At 69.2% G+C, this 14,527-nt stretch carries 15 protein-coding genes and 1 pseudogene; 6 read left to right on the top strand and 10 right to left on the bottom strand.

The annotated features are described in order from the left end of the window. Positions 1–11 precede the first annotated feature (11 nt). The 3 genes from QMG73_RS07835 to QMG73_RS07825 are packed head-to-tail and all read right to left on the bottom strand — an operon-like array spanning position 12 to position 3,735. Complete coding sequence (locus QMG73_RS07835; RefSeq protein WP_309299443.1) at positions 12–857, bottom strand: carbohydrate ABC transporter permease; 846 nt, start codon at positions 855–857, stop codon at positions 12–14. Next, positions 854–1,735: a carbohydrate ABC transporter permease gene (locus tag QMG73_RS07830; RefSeq protein ID WP_281893428.1), complete on the bottom strand. Its 882-nt coding sequence runs from the start codon at positions 1,733–1,735 to the stop codon at positions 854–856. Before QMG73_RS07830 ends, QMG73_RS07835 begins: the two co-directional genes overlap by 4 nt. After that, positions 1,732–3,735, bottom strand: coding sequence for a beta-galactosidase (locus QMG73_RS07825; RefSeq protein ID WP_281893426.1), 2,004 nt, complete (start codon positions 3,733–3,735; stop codon positions 1,732–1,734). Before QMG73_RS07825 ends, QMG73_RS07830 begins: the two co-directional genes overlap by 4 nt. A 134-nt stretch (positions 3,736–3,869) precedes the next feature. Here QMG73_RS07825 and QMG73_RS07820 point away from each other — a divergent pair, with 134 nt between their 5' ends. Then, positions 3,870–4,892, top strand: a complete 1,023-nt coding sequence (locus tag QMG73_RS07820) for a LacI family DNA-binding transcriptional regulator (RefSeq protein ID WP_281893424.1) — start codon at positions 3,870–3,872, stop codon at positions 4,890–4,892. Between the two features lie 39 nt (positions 4,893–4,931). Further along, positions 4,932–5,339, top strand: coding sequence for a hypothetical protein (locus QMG73_RS07815; protein WP_281893422.1), 408 nt, complete (start codon positions 4,932–4,934; stop codon positions 5,337–5,339). Between the two features lie 4 nt (positions 5,340–5,343). Here QMG73_RS07815 and QMG73_RS07810 read toward each other — a convergent pair whose 3' ends face one another. Together QMG73_RS07810 and QMG73_RS07805 are read right to left on the bottom strand one after the other, a co-directional pair. Further along, positions 5,344–6,099 carry an AbfB domain-containing protein gene (locus QMG73_RS07810; RefSeq protein ID WP_281893420.1) on the bottom strand — a complete coding sequence of 252 codons (756 nt, stop codon included), beginning with the start codon at positions 6,097–6,099 and terminating at the stop codon, positions 5,344–5,346. 20 nt (positions 6,100–6,119) lie between these two features. Further along, positions 6,120–6,773, bottom strand: a complete 654-nt coding sequence (locus QMG73_RS07805) for a rhamnogalacturonan acetylesterase (protein WP_281893418.1) — start codon at positions 6,771–6,773, stop codon at positions 6,120–6,122. 134 nt (positions 6,774–6,907) lie between these two features. On the opposite strand from QMG73_RS07805, the gene QMG73_RS07800 reads away from it, so the two are divergent. After that, complete coding sequence (locus tag QMG73_RS07800) at positions 6,908–8,668, top strand: cellulose-binding domain-containing protein (RefSeq protein ID WP_281893417.1); 1,761 nt, start codon at positions 6,908–6,910, stop codon at positions 8,666–8,668. 52 nt (positions 8,669–8,720) lie between these two features. Here the strand turns inward: QMG73_RS07800 and QMG73_RS07795 are convergent, their stop codons facing one another. Next, a complete protein-coding gene (locus QMG73_RS07795) occupies positions 8,721–9,380 on the bottom strand; it encodes a phosphatase PAP2 family protein (RefSeq protein ID WP_281893416.1) in 660 nt (219 codons plus the stop codon). A 44-nt stretch (positions 9,381–9,424) separates the two neighbouring features. Between QMG73_RS07795 and QMG73_RS07790 the strand changes: the two are divergent. Both QMG73_RS07790 and QMG73_RS07785 read left to right on the top strand, forming a co-directional pair. Beyond that, a pseudogene (locus tag QMG73_RS07790) lies at positions 9,425–9,757 on the top strand (mycothiol transferase); the annotation flags it as partial. 19 nt (positions 9,758–9,776) lie between these two features. Next, positions 9,777–10,511 carry a class I SAM-dependent methyltransferase gene (locus tag QMG73_RS07785; RefSeq protein WP_281893414.1) on the top strand — a complete coding sequence of 245 codons (735 nt, stop codon included), beginning with the start codon at positions 9,777–9,779 and terminating at the stop codon, positions 10,509–10,511. Here QMG73_RS07785 and QMG73_RS07780 read toward each other — a convergent pair. From QMG73_RS07780 to QMG73_RS07765, 4 genes are read right to left on the bottom strand one after another with little or no spacing between them, the layout of a single operon-like run. Then, the gene (locus tag QMG73_RS07780) at positions 10,493–11,482 is read right to left on the bottom strand and encodes a hypothetical protein (RefSeq protein ID WP_281893413.1); all 990 of its coding nucleotides are present in this window, start codon (positions 11,480–11,482) and stop codon (positions 10,493–10,495) included. The genes QMG73_RS07785 and QMG73_RS07780 overlap by 19 nt on opposite strands. A gap of 37 nt (positions 11,483–11,519) precedes the next feature. Further along, entirely contained in the window at positions 11,520–11,963 is a 444-nt protein-coding gene (locus QMG73_RS07775) for a GNAT family N-acetyltransferase (RefSeq protein ID WP_281893412.1), read from the bottom strand. Between the two features lie 2 nt (positions 11,964–11,965). After that, positions 11,966–13,048 (bottom strand): sensor histidine kinase, encoded by a 1,083-nt coding sequence (locus QMG73_RS07770; protein ID WP_281893410.1) that lies wholly within the window; start codon positions 13,046–13,048, stop codon positions 11,966–11,968. After that, positions 13,041–13,709: a response regulator transcription factor gene (locus QMG73_RS07765; RefSeq protein ID WP_281893408.1), complete on the bottom strand. Its 669-nt coding sequence runs from the start codon at positions 13,707–13,709 to the stop codon at positions 13,041–13,043. Before QMG73_RS07765 ends, QMG73_RS07770 begins: the two co-directional genes overlap by 8 nt. Positions 13,710–13,826: 117 nt before the next feature. On the opposite strand from QMG73_RS07765, the gene QMG73_RS07760 reads away from it, so the two are divergent. Next, positions 13,827–14,522, top strand: coding sequence for a FadR/GntR family transcriptional regulator (locus QMG73_RS07760; RefSeq protein ID WP_281893406.1), 696 nt, complete (start codon positions 13,827–13,829; stop codon positions 14,520–14,522). The last annotated feature ends 5 nt before the right edge of the window (positions 14,523–14,527 follow it).

Here is a 14,527-nt window from a genome sequence, read left to right as displayed (position 1 = left end):
TTTCAGGGTTACTACTTAATAGCGCCGGTGCCGAGACCGTTGCGCCAGAAGCGCTGCAAGAGCAGGAATGCGACGATCAGCGGAGCGATCGACAGCAGCGAGCCGACGAGCACCAGCCCGCGCAGCTCCGGTAGCTGGTTCACCTGCGTGTTCCAGGTGTAGAGGCCGAGCGTGACCGGGAAGAGCCGTTCGTCGCCCAGCATGATCAGCGGCAGCAGGAAGCTGTTCCACACCGCGACGAAGTGAAACAGGAAGATGGTGACGAGGCCCGGAAACATCAACCGGCTCGACACCGTGAAGAACGTGCGCACCTCGCCGGAGCCGTCGATGCGGGCGGCTTCCAGGAGTTCGTCCGGCACGCTGGCGCCGGCGTAGATCTGTGCGAGGTAGACACCGAACGGGTTGACGATGCTGGGCAGGAACACCGCCCAGAACGTGTTCGTCGCGCCGACATAGCTGAAGATGAGAAACAGTGGCAGGGCCAGTGCCGTGGCCGGCACGAGCACACCGCCGAGCACGATGTTGAACAGGGTCTCCCGGCCGGGAAACCGGTACTTGGACAGGGCGTACCCGCACATGGCCGCGAGCAGCGTGCCGCACAGCGCCGCCCCGCCGGTGTACGCGATGCTGTTGCCCATCCAGCGCAGGAACACGCCGTCGCGGTACGTCAACAGCTCGCGGACGTTGTCGACGAACGCGAAGTCGGCGAACCACAACGGGTTGGTGCCGGTGAACTGTTCACGGTCCTTGGTGGCCGCGACGATCAGCCACCAGACGGGCAGCAGGATGTAGAACGCGAACACGCCCATGACGAGCATGGCCGCGGTGCGGCTGAAGAGGCTTTCGCGAGATCTCACCGGAGCCCCTTCCGCTGGGTGAGCTTGAGGAAGCCGAACGACAGCGCGAACGTCGCCAGCGCGAGTACCACCGAGAAGGCGGCGGCCAGGTTGAAGTTCGGGATGGACGAGGTGGAGTAGACGGTCAGGTTGGGCGTGTAGGTGCTGGACACCGCTGAGCTGAAACTGCGGAACACCTGTGGTTCGGCGAGCAGTTGCAGCGTGCCGATGATGGAGAACACGGTGGTCAGCACCAGTGCCGGCATCACCAGGGGGATCTTGATGGACCAGGCGATCCGCACCGGTCCCGCGCCGTCGAGCCGCGCGGCCTCGTAGATCTCCGTCGGGATCGACAGGAGGTACGAGTAGATGATGATCATGTTGTATCCGACGTAGACCCACGTCACGACATTCGCCATCGCCCACAGCACGACGTCGGCCGAGAGCAGGTCGACGCTCTGGGTCAGGGAGGTGAAGGGCGACAGGTTCGGCGAGTAGAGAAAGCCCCACATGATGGCCGCGACCACACCGGGGACCGCGTACGGCATGAAGAAGGCCAGCCGGAAGAAGCGTCCGGCCTTCACCAGCCCCGAATCGAGAAGCAGCGCGGTCAACAGGGCCAGCCCCAGCATCACCGGCACCTGTACGACGCCGAACAGCAGCACCCGCCCGACCGAGCGCCAGAACGGCCCATCGGAGAAGACGTATCCGTACTGCGTCAGGCCGCCGAAGACCTCCTTCGCCGGTGCGAACATGTCGGCGCGCTCGACGACGTACAGCGACTGCACGACGGCGTATCCGACGGGCAGGACGAAGAACAGCGCGAACAGTACCCCGAAGGGTAGGACGAAGAAGGCGATGGCGCCCTTGTGAGCGGTCCTTGCTTTTCTCGCCTTCATAGTGGCTCCTCGCGCACGACCCGGACTTCCCCGGCGGGAACCCTCAGCAGGCCATCCACGGCGGTTCCGGTCACCAACTCGGTGCCGGTCGCGGCGTACTCGATGTCGCACGCGCCGTGGTTGACGACGAACAGGTAGCCGCGGTTCGCGTCGCGGCGGCGTACCACCTCGACCGAGCCGTCTCCTTCCGGCCCGAGCGGGCGCACACCGGCCGCCCGGGTCGCCTCGCGGACCACGTCGCGCAGCGCGCCGGCCCGCAGTTCGGTGGCCACGTACCACGCAGTGCCACACGGGCCGGAGCCGCCCGAGCCGTATGCGTTGCGGGTGACCGCCGGAACACCGGGCAGCGGCCCGTCGACGTACCGGGCCACCGGCTCGGCCGTCGTCGTGCGCAGCCGCTCGGTCCACAGTCGACACGTGGCGCCGTTGTCCAGGGTCACCTCGACGTCCGGCGGCAGCGGCGCGAACTCCTCGACCGTCACGCCCAGCAGGTCGCGGAACGCTCCGGGGTACCCGCCGAGGCGTACCCGGTCGTCCTGGTCGACGATGCCACTGTAGAAGGTGACGAGCACGTGACCGCCGGCCGCCACGTACGCGTCGATGGCGGCCGCCTCCTGGTCCGATACCAGGTGCAGGCACGGCACGACGACCAGCCGGTACCGGCTCAGGTCGGCGGTCGGCGCGACCACGTCGGTCGTCACGCCCGTCTGGCGCAAGGCGTTGTACGCCAGGTGCACCTGGTCCAGGTACCGGACGGACTGCGATGGGCGGCTCTCGCCGTCGCACGACCACCAGGACTGCCAGCTGAACAGCAGCGCCACGTCGGTGTCCACTGTGGTCCCCGCGACCTCGTCCAACCGGTCCAGGGTCTCGGAGAGCCGCAGCACCTCCCGCCACGCCTCGGTGTCGGTGCCAGCGTGCGGTACCAGAGCGGAGTGGAACTTCTCCGCGCCCTGCGCGGAGGCCCGCCACTGGAAGAAGCACACCGAGTCGGCGCCCCGCGCGACGTGAGTGAGCGAGTTGCGGATCATCTCGCCGGGCGCCTTGGCCAGGTTGTGCGGCTGCCAGCTCACCGCGCTGACTGACTGCTCCATCAGCATCCAGGGGCGCCCGCCGGCGAGGCCGCGGGTGAGGTCGGCGGCGAAGGCGAGCTCCGCGGTCGGTTCGTCGAGGCGGTGATCGAGGTAGTGGTCGTTGGCGACGACGTCCACCTCGGGCGCCCACGTCCAGTAGTCCAGATTGCGGATGTGGGCGGTCACCATGAAGTTCGTGGTGATGGGTATGGCCGAGTGCCGGCGCAGCACCTCGACCTCGTCGCGGTAGTAGTCGAGCAACTCGTCCGAGCTGAACCGATGGAAGTCGAGGATCTGGCCGGGGTTGCGGGCCGACAGCGCCTGCCGGGGCGGCTGCACCTCGGTCCAGTCCCCATATCGCTGGCTCCAAAACGACGTGCCCCAGCCGTCGTTCAGCGCGTCGACGGTGCCGTAGCGCTTGCGCAGCCAGCGGCGGAACGCCTCGGCGGTCTCCTCGTCGTAGCAGTGTGCGTTGTGGCACCCGAGTTCGTTGGAGACGTGCCAGAGCGCCACGGCGGGGTGCTTGCCGTATCGCCGCGCGACCTGCTCGACGAGGGCGAGGGCGCGCCGCCGGAAGACCGGGGAACTCGGGCACCATGCCTGGCGCCCGCCCGCGTATCGCTTGGTGCCGTCCGGAGCGGTCGGCAGGATCTCCGGGTGCAGGGTCGTCAGCCACGGCGGCGGCGACGCGGTACCGGTACCAAGGTTGATCTTGATGTCGTGCTGGTGCAGCAGTTCGACGATGCTGTCGAGCGCGTCGAAGTCGTACTGGCCCGGCCGCGGTTCGAGGTAGGACCAGCCGAAGATGTTGATGGCGACGAGATCGACGCCCGCCTGCCGCATCAGGCGGACATCCTCCCGCCAGACGTCGGGCGACCACTGCTCCGGGTTGTAGTCACAGCCCAGGCCGATGCCGGCGACGGGCATGGGCGTCCTCCCAACTGTGTCTGTGTGCACGTGCACACAGTTCGGTGCGTTTCGACGAGGTCAACGATGTGTGAACGTGCACACACTAGGTACGGGTCCTCGCCCCGGTCAAGCCCCGCGACTACAGTGACGGCGTGAAACGGCGGAAAGGGGCGGTTCGGCGCGCGACCGTGCACGATGTCGCGGCGGCGGCCGGCGTCTCGCGCGGCACCGTCAGCCGGGTCATCAACGGCGGGTACGTCTCCGGGGCGGCCCGTGCGGCGATCGAGGCGGCCATCGCCGAGGTCGGCTACGTGCCCAACACCGCCGCGCGCAACCTCGTCATGCAGCGCTCCCAGGCCGTGGCCTTTCTCGTACTCGAGCCGCCCAGCCTGATCCTGGAAGACCCGAACATCGGCGCCATCATGCTCGGCGCCAACGCGGTCCTGTCCTCGGCCGACTACCAGTTGGTCAACCTGGTCGTCGATTCGGCGCGCGACACCGAGCGCATCACCAAGTACCTCAGCGGCGGGTTCGTCGACGGCGCGGTCATCGTCTCCGCCCGGGCCAACGACCCGATCACCCGCGTCGTGACCGACCTGGCGCTGCCCGCCACCTTCGTCGGCCACCCAGCCGACCTGAAACAGGGCATTCCGTTCATCGGCATCGACAACGTCGGCTCCGCGCGGGCGATCACCGAGCGGCTGGCCGCCACCGGCCGCAAGCGCATCGGCATGATCGCGGCGGCCGTCGACCGAGACTCCGGCGCCGACCGGCTCACCGGCTTCCGGCAGGCGCTCGGGCGCAGGTTCAAGCCGAACCTGGTGGCCCACGTCCCGTTCTACGATTACGCCTCCGGCATGGAAGGCATGCGACAGCTGCTCCAGCGCGAGCCGCGCCTCGACGGCGTCTTCGCCGCCTCCGACGCGGTGGCCGCCGGTGCGTTGCAGGTGCTGCGCGAGCTCGGACGGTCTGTCCCCGGCGACGTGGGAGTCGTCGGCTTCGACGACAGCCCGTGGGCCCAGCGCACGGATCCGGCTCTGTCCACAGTGCACCAGCCGGCCAAGGAGATCGGGGCCCAGGCGGCAGACCTGGTGCTGCGGCAGCTGGGCGGCAAGACCCCGGAGCCGGGGGGCATCCTCCTGCCCACCCCGATTGTGTGGCGCGCCTCAGCCTGACGGGTGTTAGGTCGGCGGTTTGTCGGGTATGTCGACCCGATGGATGACAGGACATCGCGGTTTGACGACGCCACCGTGCGGGCGGTCGGCAAGCTGAGTGAGGCGTTCGAGACCATCGAGCGCGCCCGTGGCCATCTCTACGCCTTTCACCAGCTGACCGGCGGCGCCGACCTGTGCCTGGAGGAGGCGATAGACCAACTGTGGGCCGCCGGCCACACCGATTTGAGCCAGCGGCTGACCACGGAGCTTCTCGGTCGCAATGTCCTGCCCGGCCGGTGGACGTTTCAGGTCGTTGAGGAGTACGACGACACCTACTACGACGTGTTCCGCGAGTTCGTCGTGGAGGCCCGGCGATTGACCGGTGGCCGCCGGCACAGCTACGAGGCATCGCTCAAGGAGCAGCGGCGTACGCCTGGTCTGGCCGGCCACGAGCGCGGCAGGGGATAGCGAATCAGGAGATCAGCGCGGACCGGACGACGAAGGAACTGGCGCCGGTGAAGCCTTCCGAACCGTCGGGTTGGTCGATCCAGAGCTCGGACTGCCGATGGTGGATGACGCGGTCCGGGTAGTTGTGCGAACGCAGCGTCACCGAATCGGCGGTCGCGCCCGTTCGCGCGCAGAACGTGGCGTCCTCGCGGAACAGGTCTGAGTCGTCCTGCTCGTCGAACCTCAGCCGATAGTCGAAATGGCGAAGAAACCGGCCATCATTGGTCCGGAAAGTGAAGCAGGACGGGTCCGCCAGACCGGCCACCACGATGAGCGAGGCCTCCCGCCGGTCCGCTGTGTCGCTTTCGGGGGTGACCGTGTCAATCACCGCCCGGCCGTCGTCCCGGCGGACGTACGAACCGGATCGGTCCGCGGACTCCAGGGACCACAGGCCGGCACTCAACGTCGCGCCGGTTGGCGACGGTGACGGGCTCGGTGACACCGCCGGCTCCTGAGCCGTTTGCGGGGCGGTCGGGGCGGCGGTCGCCGGCGCGGCGGCGGATGACTCGGTGCCACTGGCGGCTCGCCACGCCAGGTAGCCAAGGGCGAATACACCGATGACGGCGGCGGCGACGCCGGCGGTGACGGCTGGGTGCAGGCGCTCGAGCAGCCCCAGTTCCTGGTCGCGTGTCGGGGCGCCGCCGCGGCCGTAGACGGTTCCGGTCGGTGCCGGCGCCGAGCGTTTCGGCTCCGGACGGGGTGCGTGCGGGTCCGTGCTCATCGTGCTGTCACGTCGGGATGCTAACCGTGAACGGCCGCCCGGTCACCTGCGCCGGGGGGCAGGAAGGGCTCCAGGCCGGGTACCGCTTCGCGGGCGAGGTCGGCGACGAGGCCGCCGAACCGCAGGCCGCCTTCGGCGTTGAGATGTGTGGTGTCCACGCTGCCGTCGGGCTCGCGGGGCGAGAGCAACTCGCAGCCGGCCCGGCCCAACGCCTCGCAGAGGCGGGTGCTGGCCGCGTACAGGTCGACGAGGGGGACGTCCAGGTCCGTGGCCACTCGCCGGGTGGCCGCCACATACGGGCCGAGCGTGTCGTTCAGGCGTCCGGAGGCGTCGAACTGGCGCCGGGTGAGCGAGGTGACGAGTACCGGCTGCGTCGCCGCCGCGCGGGCCTCGGTCACGTACCGGGCCAGGTTCGCGGCGAAACCGCCATCCGGGTCGGTTTCACGCTCGGGGCCCTTGCCGGGTTGGTCGTTGTGGCCGAACTGGATGAGCACGTAGTCGGCCCGGGTCGCCAGAGCCGGCTCCCAGAGACCCTCGTCGCGGTAGCTCTTCGAACTGCGGCCGCTCATCGCGTGGTTGAGGCATTCGGTACCGGCCGACGCGCGGGCCCGGAAGCCTGGGCCCCACCCGGCGTCGTCGGTCACCGTCGAGTCGCCCACCAGCAATACGCGCACCACATCGTCCCTTCGGGGGTTGCGAAAATCAACACTCTAATAGATGCTAATCAATACTTCGGGATCGGTAGAGGGTTCTGGGCAGCCTCCGCCGAGGTGTCACCGTCCCATCCGTCCCTTCTGGAGGACTGCCCATGCGTTCTCATCATTACCGGTCCAGGGTGATGACCGCCGTCGCCGCCACCACCGTAGTCGCCGGAGCCGGCATCGTCACCGCGATCACGGGCCAGCCGGCAGCGGCCGCCGCCGGCTGCGGAGCCACCTACACGGTCGCGTCCCAGTGGACCAACGGCTTCACCGCCAACGTCAACGTGACGAATCTCGGCGATCCGCTCACTTCCTGGACGCTGTCCTGGAGCTTCGCCAACGGCCAGCAGGTCACCCAGGCATGGAACGCTATGGTGACCCAGAGCGGTGGCCAGGTCACCGCGCGAAACGCCACCTACAACGGCTCGCTCGGCACCGGCGCGACGGCCTCGTTCGGGTTCAACGGGTCGTGGAGCGGCACCAACTCCTCGCCCACCAGCTTCTCCCTCAACGGCACGGCCTGTACGGGTGCCCCGGTCACCAGTAACCCCACGACCGGACCGAGCACCCCGAACACGTCACCGTCTGTGCCGCCGTCGTCGCCACCGCCCACGGGCAGCCCCGGCTGGGGACGCGGATTGCCGCCGGCCGACGCGGTGCACAGCCACGCGTACCACATCATCGCCGCCGTCGACGGCACCGGATACACGCCACGGGCGAACGAGTGCTCGCGCGAGATTCACGCGCGGTACTGGACCTATGGACCGGACGGCAAGGTCTACCCGACGTGGCACCCGGCGCGCGACGCGAGCGGCTGTTCGTTCGGGCACGAGCACGGCGACGACCCGCGCACCTCGGACCTGTTCAACGCCTCGGGCTGGCCGCCATTCGGCTACACCAGCGAGGTGATGCTGGACAGCATGCCGCAGTCCAGCCACCGGCACGAGGACCACGTCGGGCACAAGGTGCTCGTCGTCAACAACTCCAACGTGATCCAGGGTGACAACGGCAGCAGCTTCTTCCCGCCGCAGGGACCCACCATCGCCACCTGCGACGTCCTGCTCAAGTTCCACCAGGGCACCCACTCGCCGGACGCGTTCAGCAACAACGTCCACGAGTTGCTTTTCAACCAGCGCTGCAACGCGACCAACGGCCAGGTCACCGAGGCCAGATACAACGCGATGATTCCGCTCGGCCGGGCCGGTGGATTCAGCCCCAGCGAGTGCCCGGGCTTCGGCCGCCCGTTCATCAACGTCAAGCCCGCCGTGCCGGCGGACTCGCCCTCGGACACCCGGTCGCTGGGCCGGCTGATCACCGAGCCGGGCTGCGTGCAGGCGATCCGGGAAGGCCGTACCCACCAGGACCCGCTCTACCCCAACCCGGTGCCGTTCACGGTGTCCGACATGGACGACTTCTGGTTCTCCGACATCTCGGTGACCGGTTCGGGGCTGAACTTCCGGATCGCGCCGCTGTTCTACGTGGTCAACCCGTCGCGCTACTACGACCCGACCAAGCCGAACAACAACGGCCGGATCGTCGAGCTGTGCTACACCGACCTGCGCGGCGGCCCATCCTGCGACCAGGTCAAGCAGATCACCCAGCAGACCGGGCAACAGGTCGCCTGGGACGACCCGCGCTCGCCGTTCAAGGGCACCCACCGGGAGTTCCGGCCGGGCACCTTCTCGGTACAGAACAGCGGCTCGACCACGGTCTACACCGACGTGTACGGCCGCAACGCCTCCAGCACGCCGTTCGCCGGCTCGATCAAGCAGTATTTCGCGGGTAACAGCGGGACCGCGCTGTACGTCCGCGGCTCGATCAAGGACTACGGCAGCAACGCGGCCGATGGGATCCACGCCCCGAACTGATCGACTCGAATATCCAGGGAGCCCGCGGCCGGTGACCCGCCGCGGGCTCCCGTCACCCGGATCCGCGCCCGCTACTGATCACCGGGCTCAGGGCGAGGCCGAGCAGAAGGCCGGCGACGCAGTCGGTGAGCCAGTGGAAGCCCAGGTACGTCACCGCCACGAACACGATCACGACCGGCGACACGAGGATCCCGTACCGGACCCTCGCCGACAGCGGGCGGCGTCGCAGGCGCTCGAGCAGCAGGACGAGCACGGGGTACCAGATGACGGTGTTGACCACGTGCCCGGACGGGTACGACCAGCCGGCGTCGTTGGCGAAGATCTCGACGGCGTCGTGCCACGGCGCGTGCGGCGCCGACCGGTCGGTGAGGATCTTGAGCGGGACGACCACGACGTAGCTGGCCGCCGCCGTCACGAGTACCCGCAGGACCGGGCCGGGTGTGCGGTCCCGGACCGCGATCGGCACGGCCAGGGCGAGCAGCGCGGGCGCGATGAGGTTGGCCGATCCGAGGAAGTAGGCCGCCTTCGCGGCCAGCCGGAGCGGCTCCGGGCGGTGGGTGTCGCACCAGTCGCGGACCGCGATGTCGATATCGAGGAACGCGCCAGCGGCCAGGGCCGCGGTGAGCGCCGCGAAGGCGGCGGCCGAGACCGCGACCACCCACCACGCGGTGTCGGTTTGCTCCTGGGCGGCGATCTTGGAATGCTTTCGCACATGTCCAGCATGCCGGCGGCGTCCGCCGAAGACGTCATCGACCAGCCGCTTCGGGCCCAGTTCGAGGGGTTCCTGAACCAGCACCGCGTCGCGCCGCCGTCACCTGCCGGTCGCGCGCCGAGATCGGCATCCCCGAGACGCCGGACGAGTCGTTCGTCCTCGATGACCACGACACCATCGCCACCGTCCAGCGGGCACACCGCGAGGCGTGCGAGGCGTCACGCCGTGCGACGGCTTCGTTCGACCTGGACGACATGGTCCACGGCAACCGGCGCGGCCCGCTCCGGCTGCGGTGGGTGTACCTCCACGTGCTGCGCGAGCTCGCCCAGCACTGCGGGCACGCGGACATCCTTCGAGAGCAGCTGCTCAGCGAGTAGAAACGGGTACCCTCGGCCGGTGTTCTCGCCCCGCGGCCCGTCCCTGCGTGAGCTGTGCGTCCAGGCGCTGTCCTCGGTCGAGCGCGGCTACGACCTGCTGGCGCCGAAGTTCGACCACACGCCGTTTCGCACACCGCGGAGCATTCTCGACGCGACCGCCGGCGCGCTGTCCGAGCTCGGGCCGTTCGGCGACGGGCTGGACGTGTGCTGCGGCACCGGCGCCGGCATGCTGGTGCTCAGGCCGCTGTGCCGGGGAGGCGTCACGGGTGTCGACTTCAGCACCGGCATGCTCGCACAGGCGCGGAGCGCGTACCCGGACGCCACCTGGACGCGGGCCGACGCCCGGCACCTGCCGTTCGCCGAAGGCTTCGACCTCGCCGTCACCTTCGGGGCGCTCGGGCACTTCCTGCCCAGCGAACGGCCCGCGGTGTTCGCGGGGGTGTACCGCGCGCTGCGCCCCGGCGGGCTCTTCGCCTTCCCGATCGGGGCGCCGCCACCGTTCATGTCGGTTTCGCATTGGGCCGCGCTCGGATTCGACGTGACCATGCGGGTTCGCAACGCCGTGTGGCGCCCCCGGTTCGTCATGTACTACCGCACGACGCCGCTGCCGGCGGTCCGCGACGACCTGACCGCGGCCGGCTTCACCGTGACGACCGCCGACCTGACCGCCCTGGGCCGGCGCCGGGACGGCAGCCCGCAGTGCCGGCTCGTCCTCGCGCGCAAGCCGGTCAAGGATCAGCGGCAGTCCATGTAGGCGAGGCTGCGGCCGAACACCAGGTCGTTGTCGGTCAGGCCGAGCGGGGAGACCCCGACATGTCCGTTGTGGAGCTTGCGGACGACGCCGCCGCCCACGAACACGGTCTCGTGCAGCCCGAAGCCGCCGAACGACACCATCGAGCCGCGCGAGTTCGCGAACATGAGCGAGCCGCCCTCGGTGTCGATGACCGTGGCTGTGTCCTGCTCCAGGTCCCAGCGGACGTACGTGTTGTCATGCTGCCCGTACACGATGCCGTCCCGGAAGTCGACCGGCCACATCCGCGGCTCCGGGTCGGCGGCACCGGCCACCGGCAGCACGCGCGGTGTGCCGTCGGGCGCCCAGACCACGAGCCGTACCCGGTCGGGCATGGACGAACCGCTGGCGGCGTAGCCCAGTACGGTGCCGTCGGTGTCGATGTGCGTGGCGGAGGCGTGGCTGAAGCCCGGGGGAGTGGCCAGTACGCGCACCTCGCCGTCGGGCGACCAGGCGACCGCGCGTTGGATGTCGGGTTCGCCGTAGGCGGTGCCCGCGACGGTGCCGTTGGCGTTGACGGCCGAGGCCTCCGCCTGCGTGGCGTCCGGCGGGGTCGCCAGCTTGATGATCTGCCCGTACGCGTACATGACGGCGTGCCGCTGCCAGTTTTCGTGGGCCCAGCCGACCGCGACGCCCGTGGTACTGACCGCGGCGAAGCCGCCGTACGGGTCCACCTCCGGGCCGACGTGCGGGGTGCCGTCGCGCCACAGAACCACGCGTGCCTTGATGACGTCCGGTGATTCCCGGCGCCCGGTGCCGCCCACCTGGTACCGCCCCGACCGGTCGATGGCCAAGACGGTGGTGTCGCCGCCCTCGACGGTACGCATCTCGCGGTAGACACAGGGCTCGCCAACGGGCGGCGAGGCGGCCGCCGGCGTACCCGAGATCATGATCAGCGCCGCGGCGCCTGCGGCGATACTCCGTCCACTTCGCACACCCGCGACGATACGGCGGGCACCTTTCACAACTGTTTCACCGCGTCCCGCTGAGGTGCTTGCGGAAGCGTGCCGATTGCTCGCACCAGTCGTCGTAACCGTGGGACCGGTAGAACCGGTGCGCCCTGTCACGGCCACGGTTGCTGGTGATCTCCATTTCGTCGCAGCCGGATTGCCGGGCGAGCTGTTCGGCCCGGTCCAGCAATGCGTGGCCGATTTCGGTGCCGCGGTGGCGATCGTCGACGACGAGCGCGACGAGCCGGGCAAGGGGCTGGTCCCGGTGAATGAGAGGGATGAGGCAGAGCGCCGCGAGTCCGGCCACGGTCTGCTCGACGTGCGCCACGAGCAGGTGCCGTTCGGGATCCGCCGCCCACTGGTGGACTCTTCGAGTGGCTTGCTCCGGTGAGGTCGGGTAGCCGAGCTGGGTCAGCAGGGGCGCGATGTCGGGGCCGTCCTGCGGGCGGCAGTCGCGAATCATCATTGTCACACTCCGCAGCCCGCGGGGAGTCGCACGGTGACGCGCAGGCCGCCGGCGGGGCGCGGGGTGAGGTTGAGGGTTCCGTCGTGTGCCTGGGTGATGCTTTTGACGATTGCCAGGCCGAGGCCGACACCCGAGTGGCCGTTGCGTATCCGTTCGGTGCCGCGCTGAAACGGCTCCACGAGCGTGGAAACCACCTGCGGGCTGAGCTTCGCGCCGGTGTTCTCGACGGTGAGCACCGCGGACTTGGGGTGGACGCTGGTCGTGACCCACACGGTGCCGTCCGCGGGCAGGTTGTGGACGATCGCGTTGTGTACGAGGTTCGTGGTTATCTGCAGGAGCAGCGCGTGTGAGCCGATGGTGGGTGTGATGTCACCGGAGGTCTCGATGGTGAGGCCGCGTTTCTCCGCGAGCGGCAGGAGCGTTTCGGCCGCCTCCTCCGCTATGAGCGACAGGTCGACGTGCTCCCGGGCGAAGGACCGTTGGTCGGCGCGGCTGAGCAACAGTAACGCCTCGATGAGGTCGATCGCGCGGCTGTTGATGAAGTGGAGGCGGTCGACGAGCGCGGTGGTGTCGCGGTTCAGGTCGTTGCGGGCCACGTCCAGGAGCGTCTGTGTGATCGCCAGTGGCGTGCGCAGCTCGTGCGAGGCGTTGGCCGCGAACCTCTGCTGCTCGGCGTTGTGCGCTTCGAGCCGCGTGAGCATGGTGTCGAAAGCGTCGGCGAGTTCGCGGAATTCGTCGATGCGGCCTTCGAGGTGGATCCGGTGCGACAGTTTGCCGTTCGCGGCGAGGCGGGTGGCGTTCGTGATGCGGGTCAGGGGCACGAGCATGCTGCCGGCGAGGATCCATCCGCCCACGAGGCCGAACACGAGCAGGAAGGCCAGTACCGCGACCGCTTTCGGGGTGAATGCGCGCACCAGGTCGTACTTGAGGGTCTGGATCCCACCCGGCGTGTAGATCACCTCGGGCACATAACGGAGCAGGAACAGCCACACCGCGGCGAGCAGCATGGCACCGGCGACCATGAGGAACCCGGCATAGCTGAGGGTGAGTTTGAGGCGCACACTCAACCCGGGTTCCCTATCCACGGTCTCCTCCGATGCGGTAGCCGACACCGGCCACGGTAGCGATGATCCACGGCTCGCCCAGGCGTTTGCGCAGTGCCGAGACGGTGATGCGTACGGCGTTGGTGAAGGGGTCGGCGTTTTCGTCCCACGCCCGCGCCAGGAGTTCTTCGGCGCTCACGACACCGCCTTCGGCCGCGACGAGTACTTCGAGCACGGCGAACTGTTTACGGGTGAGCGCGACGTAGTTGCCGTCGCGGTAGACCTCGCGGCGGAACGGGTCGAGCCGCAGGCCGGCGATTTCCCGCACCGGCGGCCGGTTGTGGGCGCGCCTGCGGTTGAGTGCCCTGAGCCTGAGGACGAGCTCCCGGAGTTCGAACGGTTTCGTGAGGTAGTCGTCGGCGCCGAGTTCGAAGCCGGACACCTTGTCGTCGAGCCGGTCGGCGGCGGTGAGCATGAGGATGGGCGTACCGGTGCCGGTGGCGATGATGTTTCTGGCGATCTCGTCGCCGGTGGGTCCGGGGATGTCGCGGTCCAGGACGGCGATGTCGTAGGCGTTGACGCTCAGGAGTTCGAGCGCGGTGTCGCCGTCTCCGGCGATGTCGGCGGCGATCGCCTCCAGGCGCAGGCCGTCGCGGATGGCTTCGGCCATGAAGGGTTCGTCCTCGACGATCAACACACGCATGATCCCGATGCTACGAACTGGCGCATATCGCCGGCATATCGAAACCGTTAGGGTAAGCGTTGATCACCGCGACGCCGCGCCGACCCGTCGGGGCGGAAACCAGCAAGGGACCGCGCCATGTCGCTGACCGAAAAGGCCATGACCCGCATCCGCGAGCTCATCCGGTCCGGCGAGCTGCCGCCCGGCTCCCGACTGCCGCCGGAGCAGCAACTCGCGGCCGACCTGGGTGTCGGGCGAAACATCATGCGCGAGGCGGTGCGGGCGCTGGTGACCGCCCGGGTGCTGGAGGTGCGCCGGGGCAACGGCACCTTCGTCACCAGCCTGCAGCCACGGGTCCTGCTGGAGGGCATCGGCGGCGCCATCGAGCTGCTGCCGGTCGACGCGATGCTGGAGCTCACCGAGGTACGCCGGCTCTTCGAGAGCGTCGCCACCGGGCTCGCCGCCACCCGGATCACGCCCGCGCAGCTCGCCGAGGTCCGCACGCACCTGGAGGCGATGCGGTCGGCGGCCGACGACGTGGAGCTGCTCAACCAGCACGACGCCGCCTTCCACCACGCGGTCGTGGCGGCCACCGGCAACGAGACGCTGTCGGCGGTGGTGGAGGGCATCTCCAGCCGGACGGTCCGCGCCCGGGTGTGGCGCGGCCTGGTCGACGCCGACGCCGCCGAACGCACGCTGCGCGAGCACGAGGCCATCTACCTGGCGCTGGTCGCCGGAGACGCCATCCAGGCACAGGCGGCGGCGCTGATGCACATCACCAGCATCGAGACGTGGCTGCGCGCCAACCTGCGCGACGAACAGCCGCAGCGCTGACGAGA

The sequence above is a fragment of the Phytohabitans aurantiacus genome, from assembly GCF_027923225.1.
GTDB classification, from domain to species: Bacteria; Actinomycetota; Actinomycetes; order Mycobacteriales; family Micromonosporaceae; genus Phytohabitans; species Phytohabitans aurantiacus.
This window is presented reverse-complemented; position numbering and strand designations above follow the sequence as displayed.

Excerpts from the sequence above, each read along its gene's own strand:
- QMG73_RS07830 (WP_281893428.1), bottom strand. The coding sequence starts at position 1,735 with ATGAAGGCGAGAAAAGCAAGGACCGCTCACAAGGGCGCCATCGCCTTC.
- QMG73_RS07825 (WP_281893426.1), bottom strand. The coding sequence starts at position 3,735 with ATGCCCGTCGCCGGCATCGGCCTGGGCTGTGACTACAACCCGGAGCAG.
- QMG73_RS07815 (WP_281893422.1), top strand. The coding sequence starts at position 4,932 with ATGGATGACAGGACATCGCGGTTTGACGACGCCACCGTGCGGGCGGTC.
- QMG73_RS07810 (WP_281893420.1), bottom strand. The coding sequence starts at position 6,099 with ATGAGCACGGACCCGCACGCACCCCGTCCGGAGCCGAAACGCTCGGCG.
- QMG73_RS07800 (WP_281893417.1), top strand. The coding sequence starts at position 6,908 with ATGCGTTCTCATCATTACCGGTCCAGGGTGATGACCGCCGTCGCCGCC.
- QMG73_RS07775 (WP_281893412.1), bottom strand. The coding sequence starts at position 11,963 with ATGATGATTCGCGACTGCCGCCCGCAGGACGGCCCCGACATCGCGCCC.
- QMG73_RS07765 (WP_281893408.1), bottom strand. The coding sequence starts at position 13,709 with ATGCGTGTGTTGATCGTCGAGGACGAACCCTTCATGGCCGAAGCCATC.
- QMG73_RS07760 (WP_281893406.1), top strand. The coding sequence starts at position 13,827 with ATGTCGCTGACCGAAAAGGCCATGACCCGCATCCGCGAGCTCATCCGG.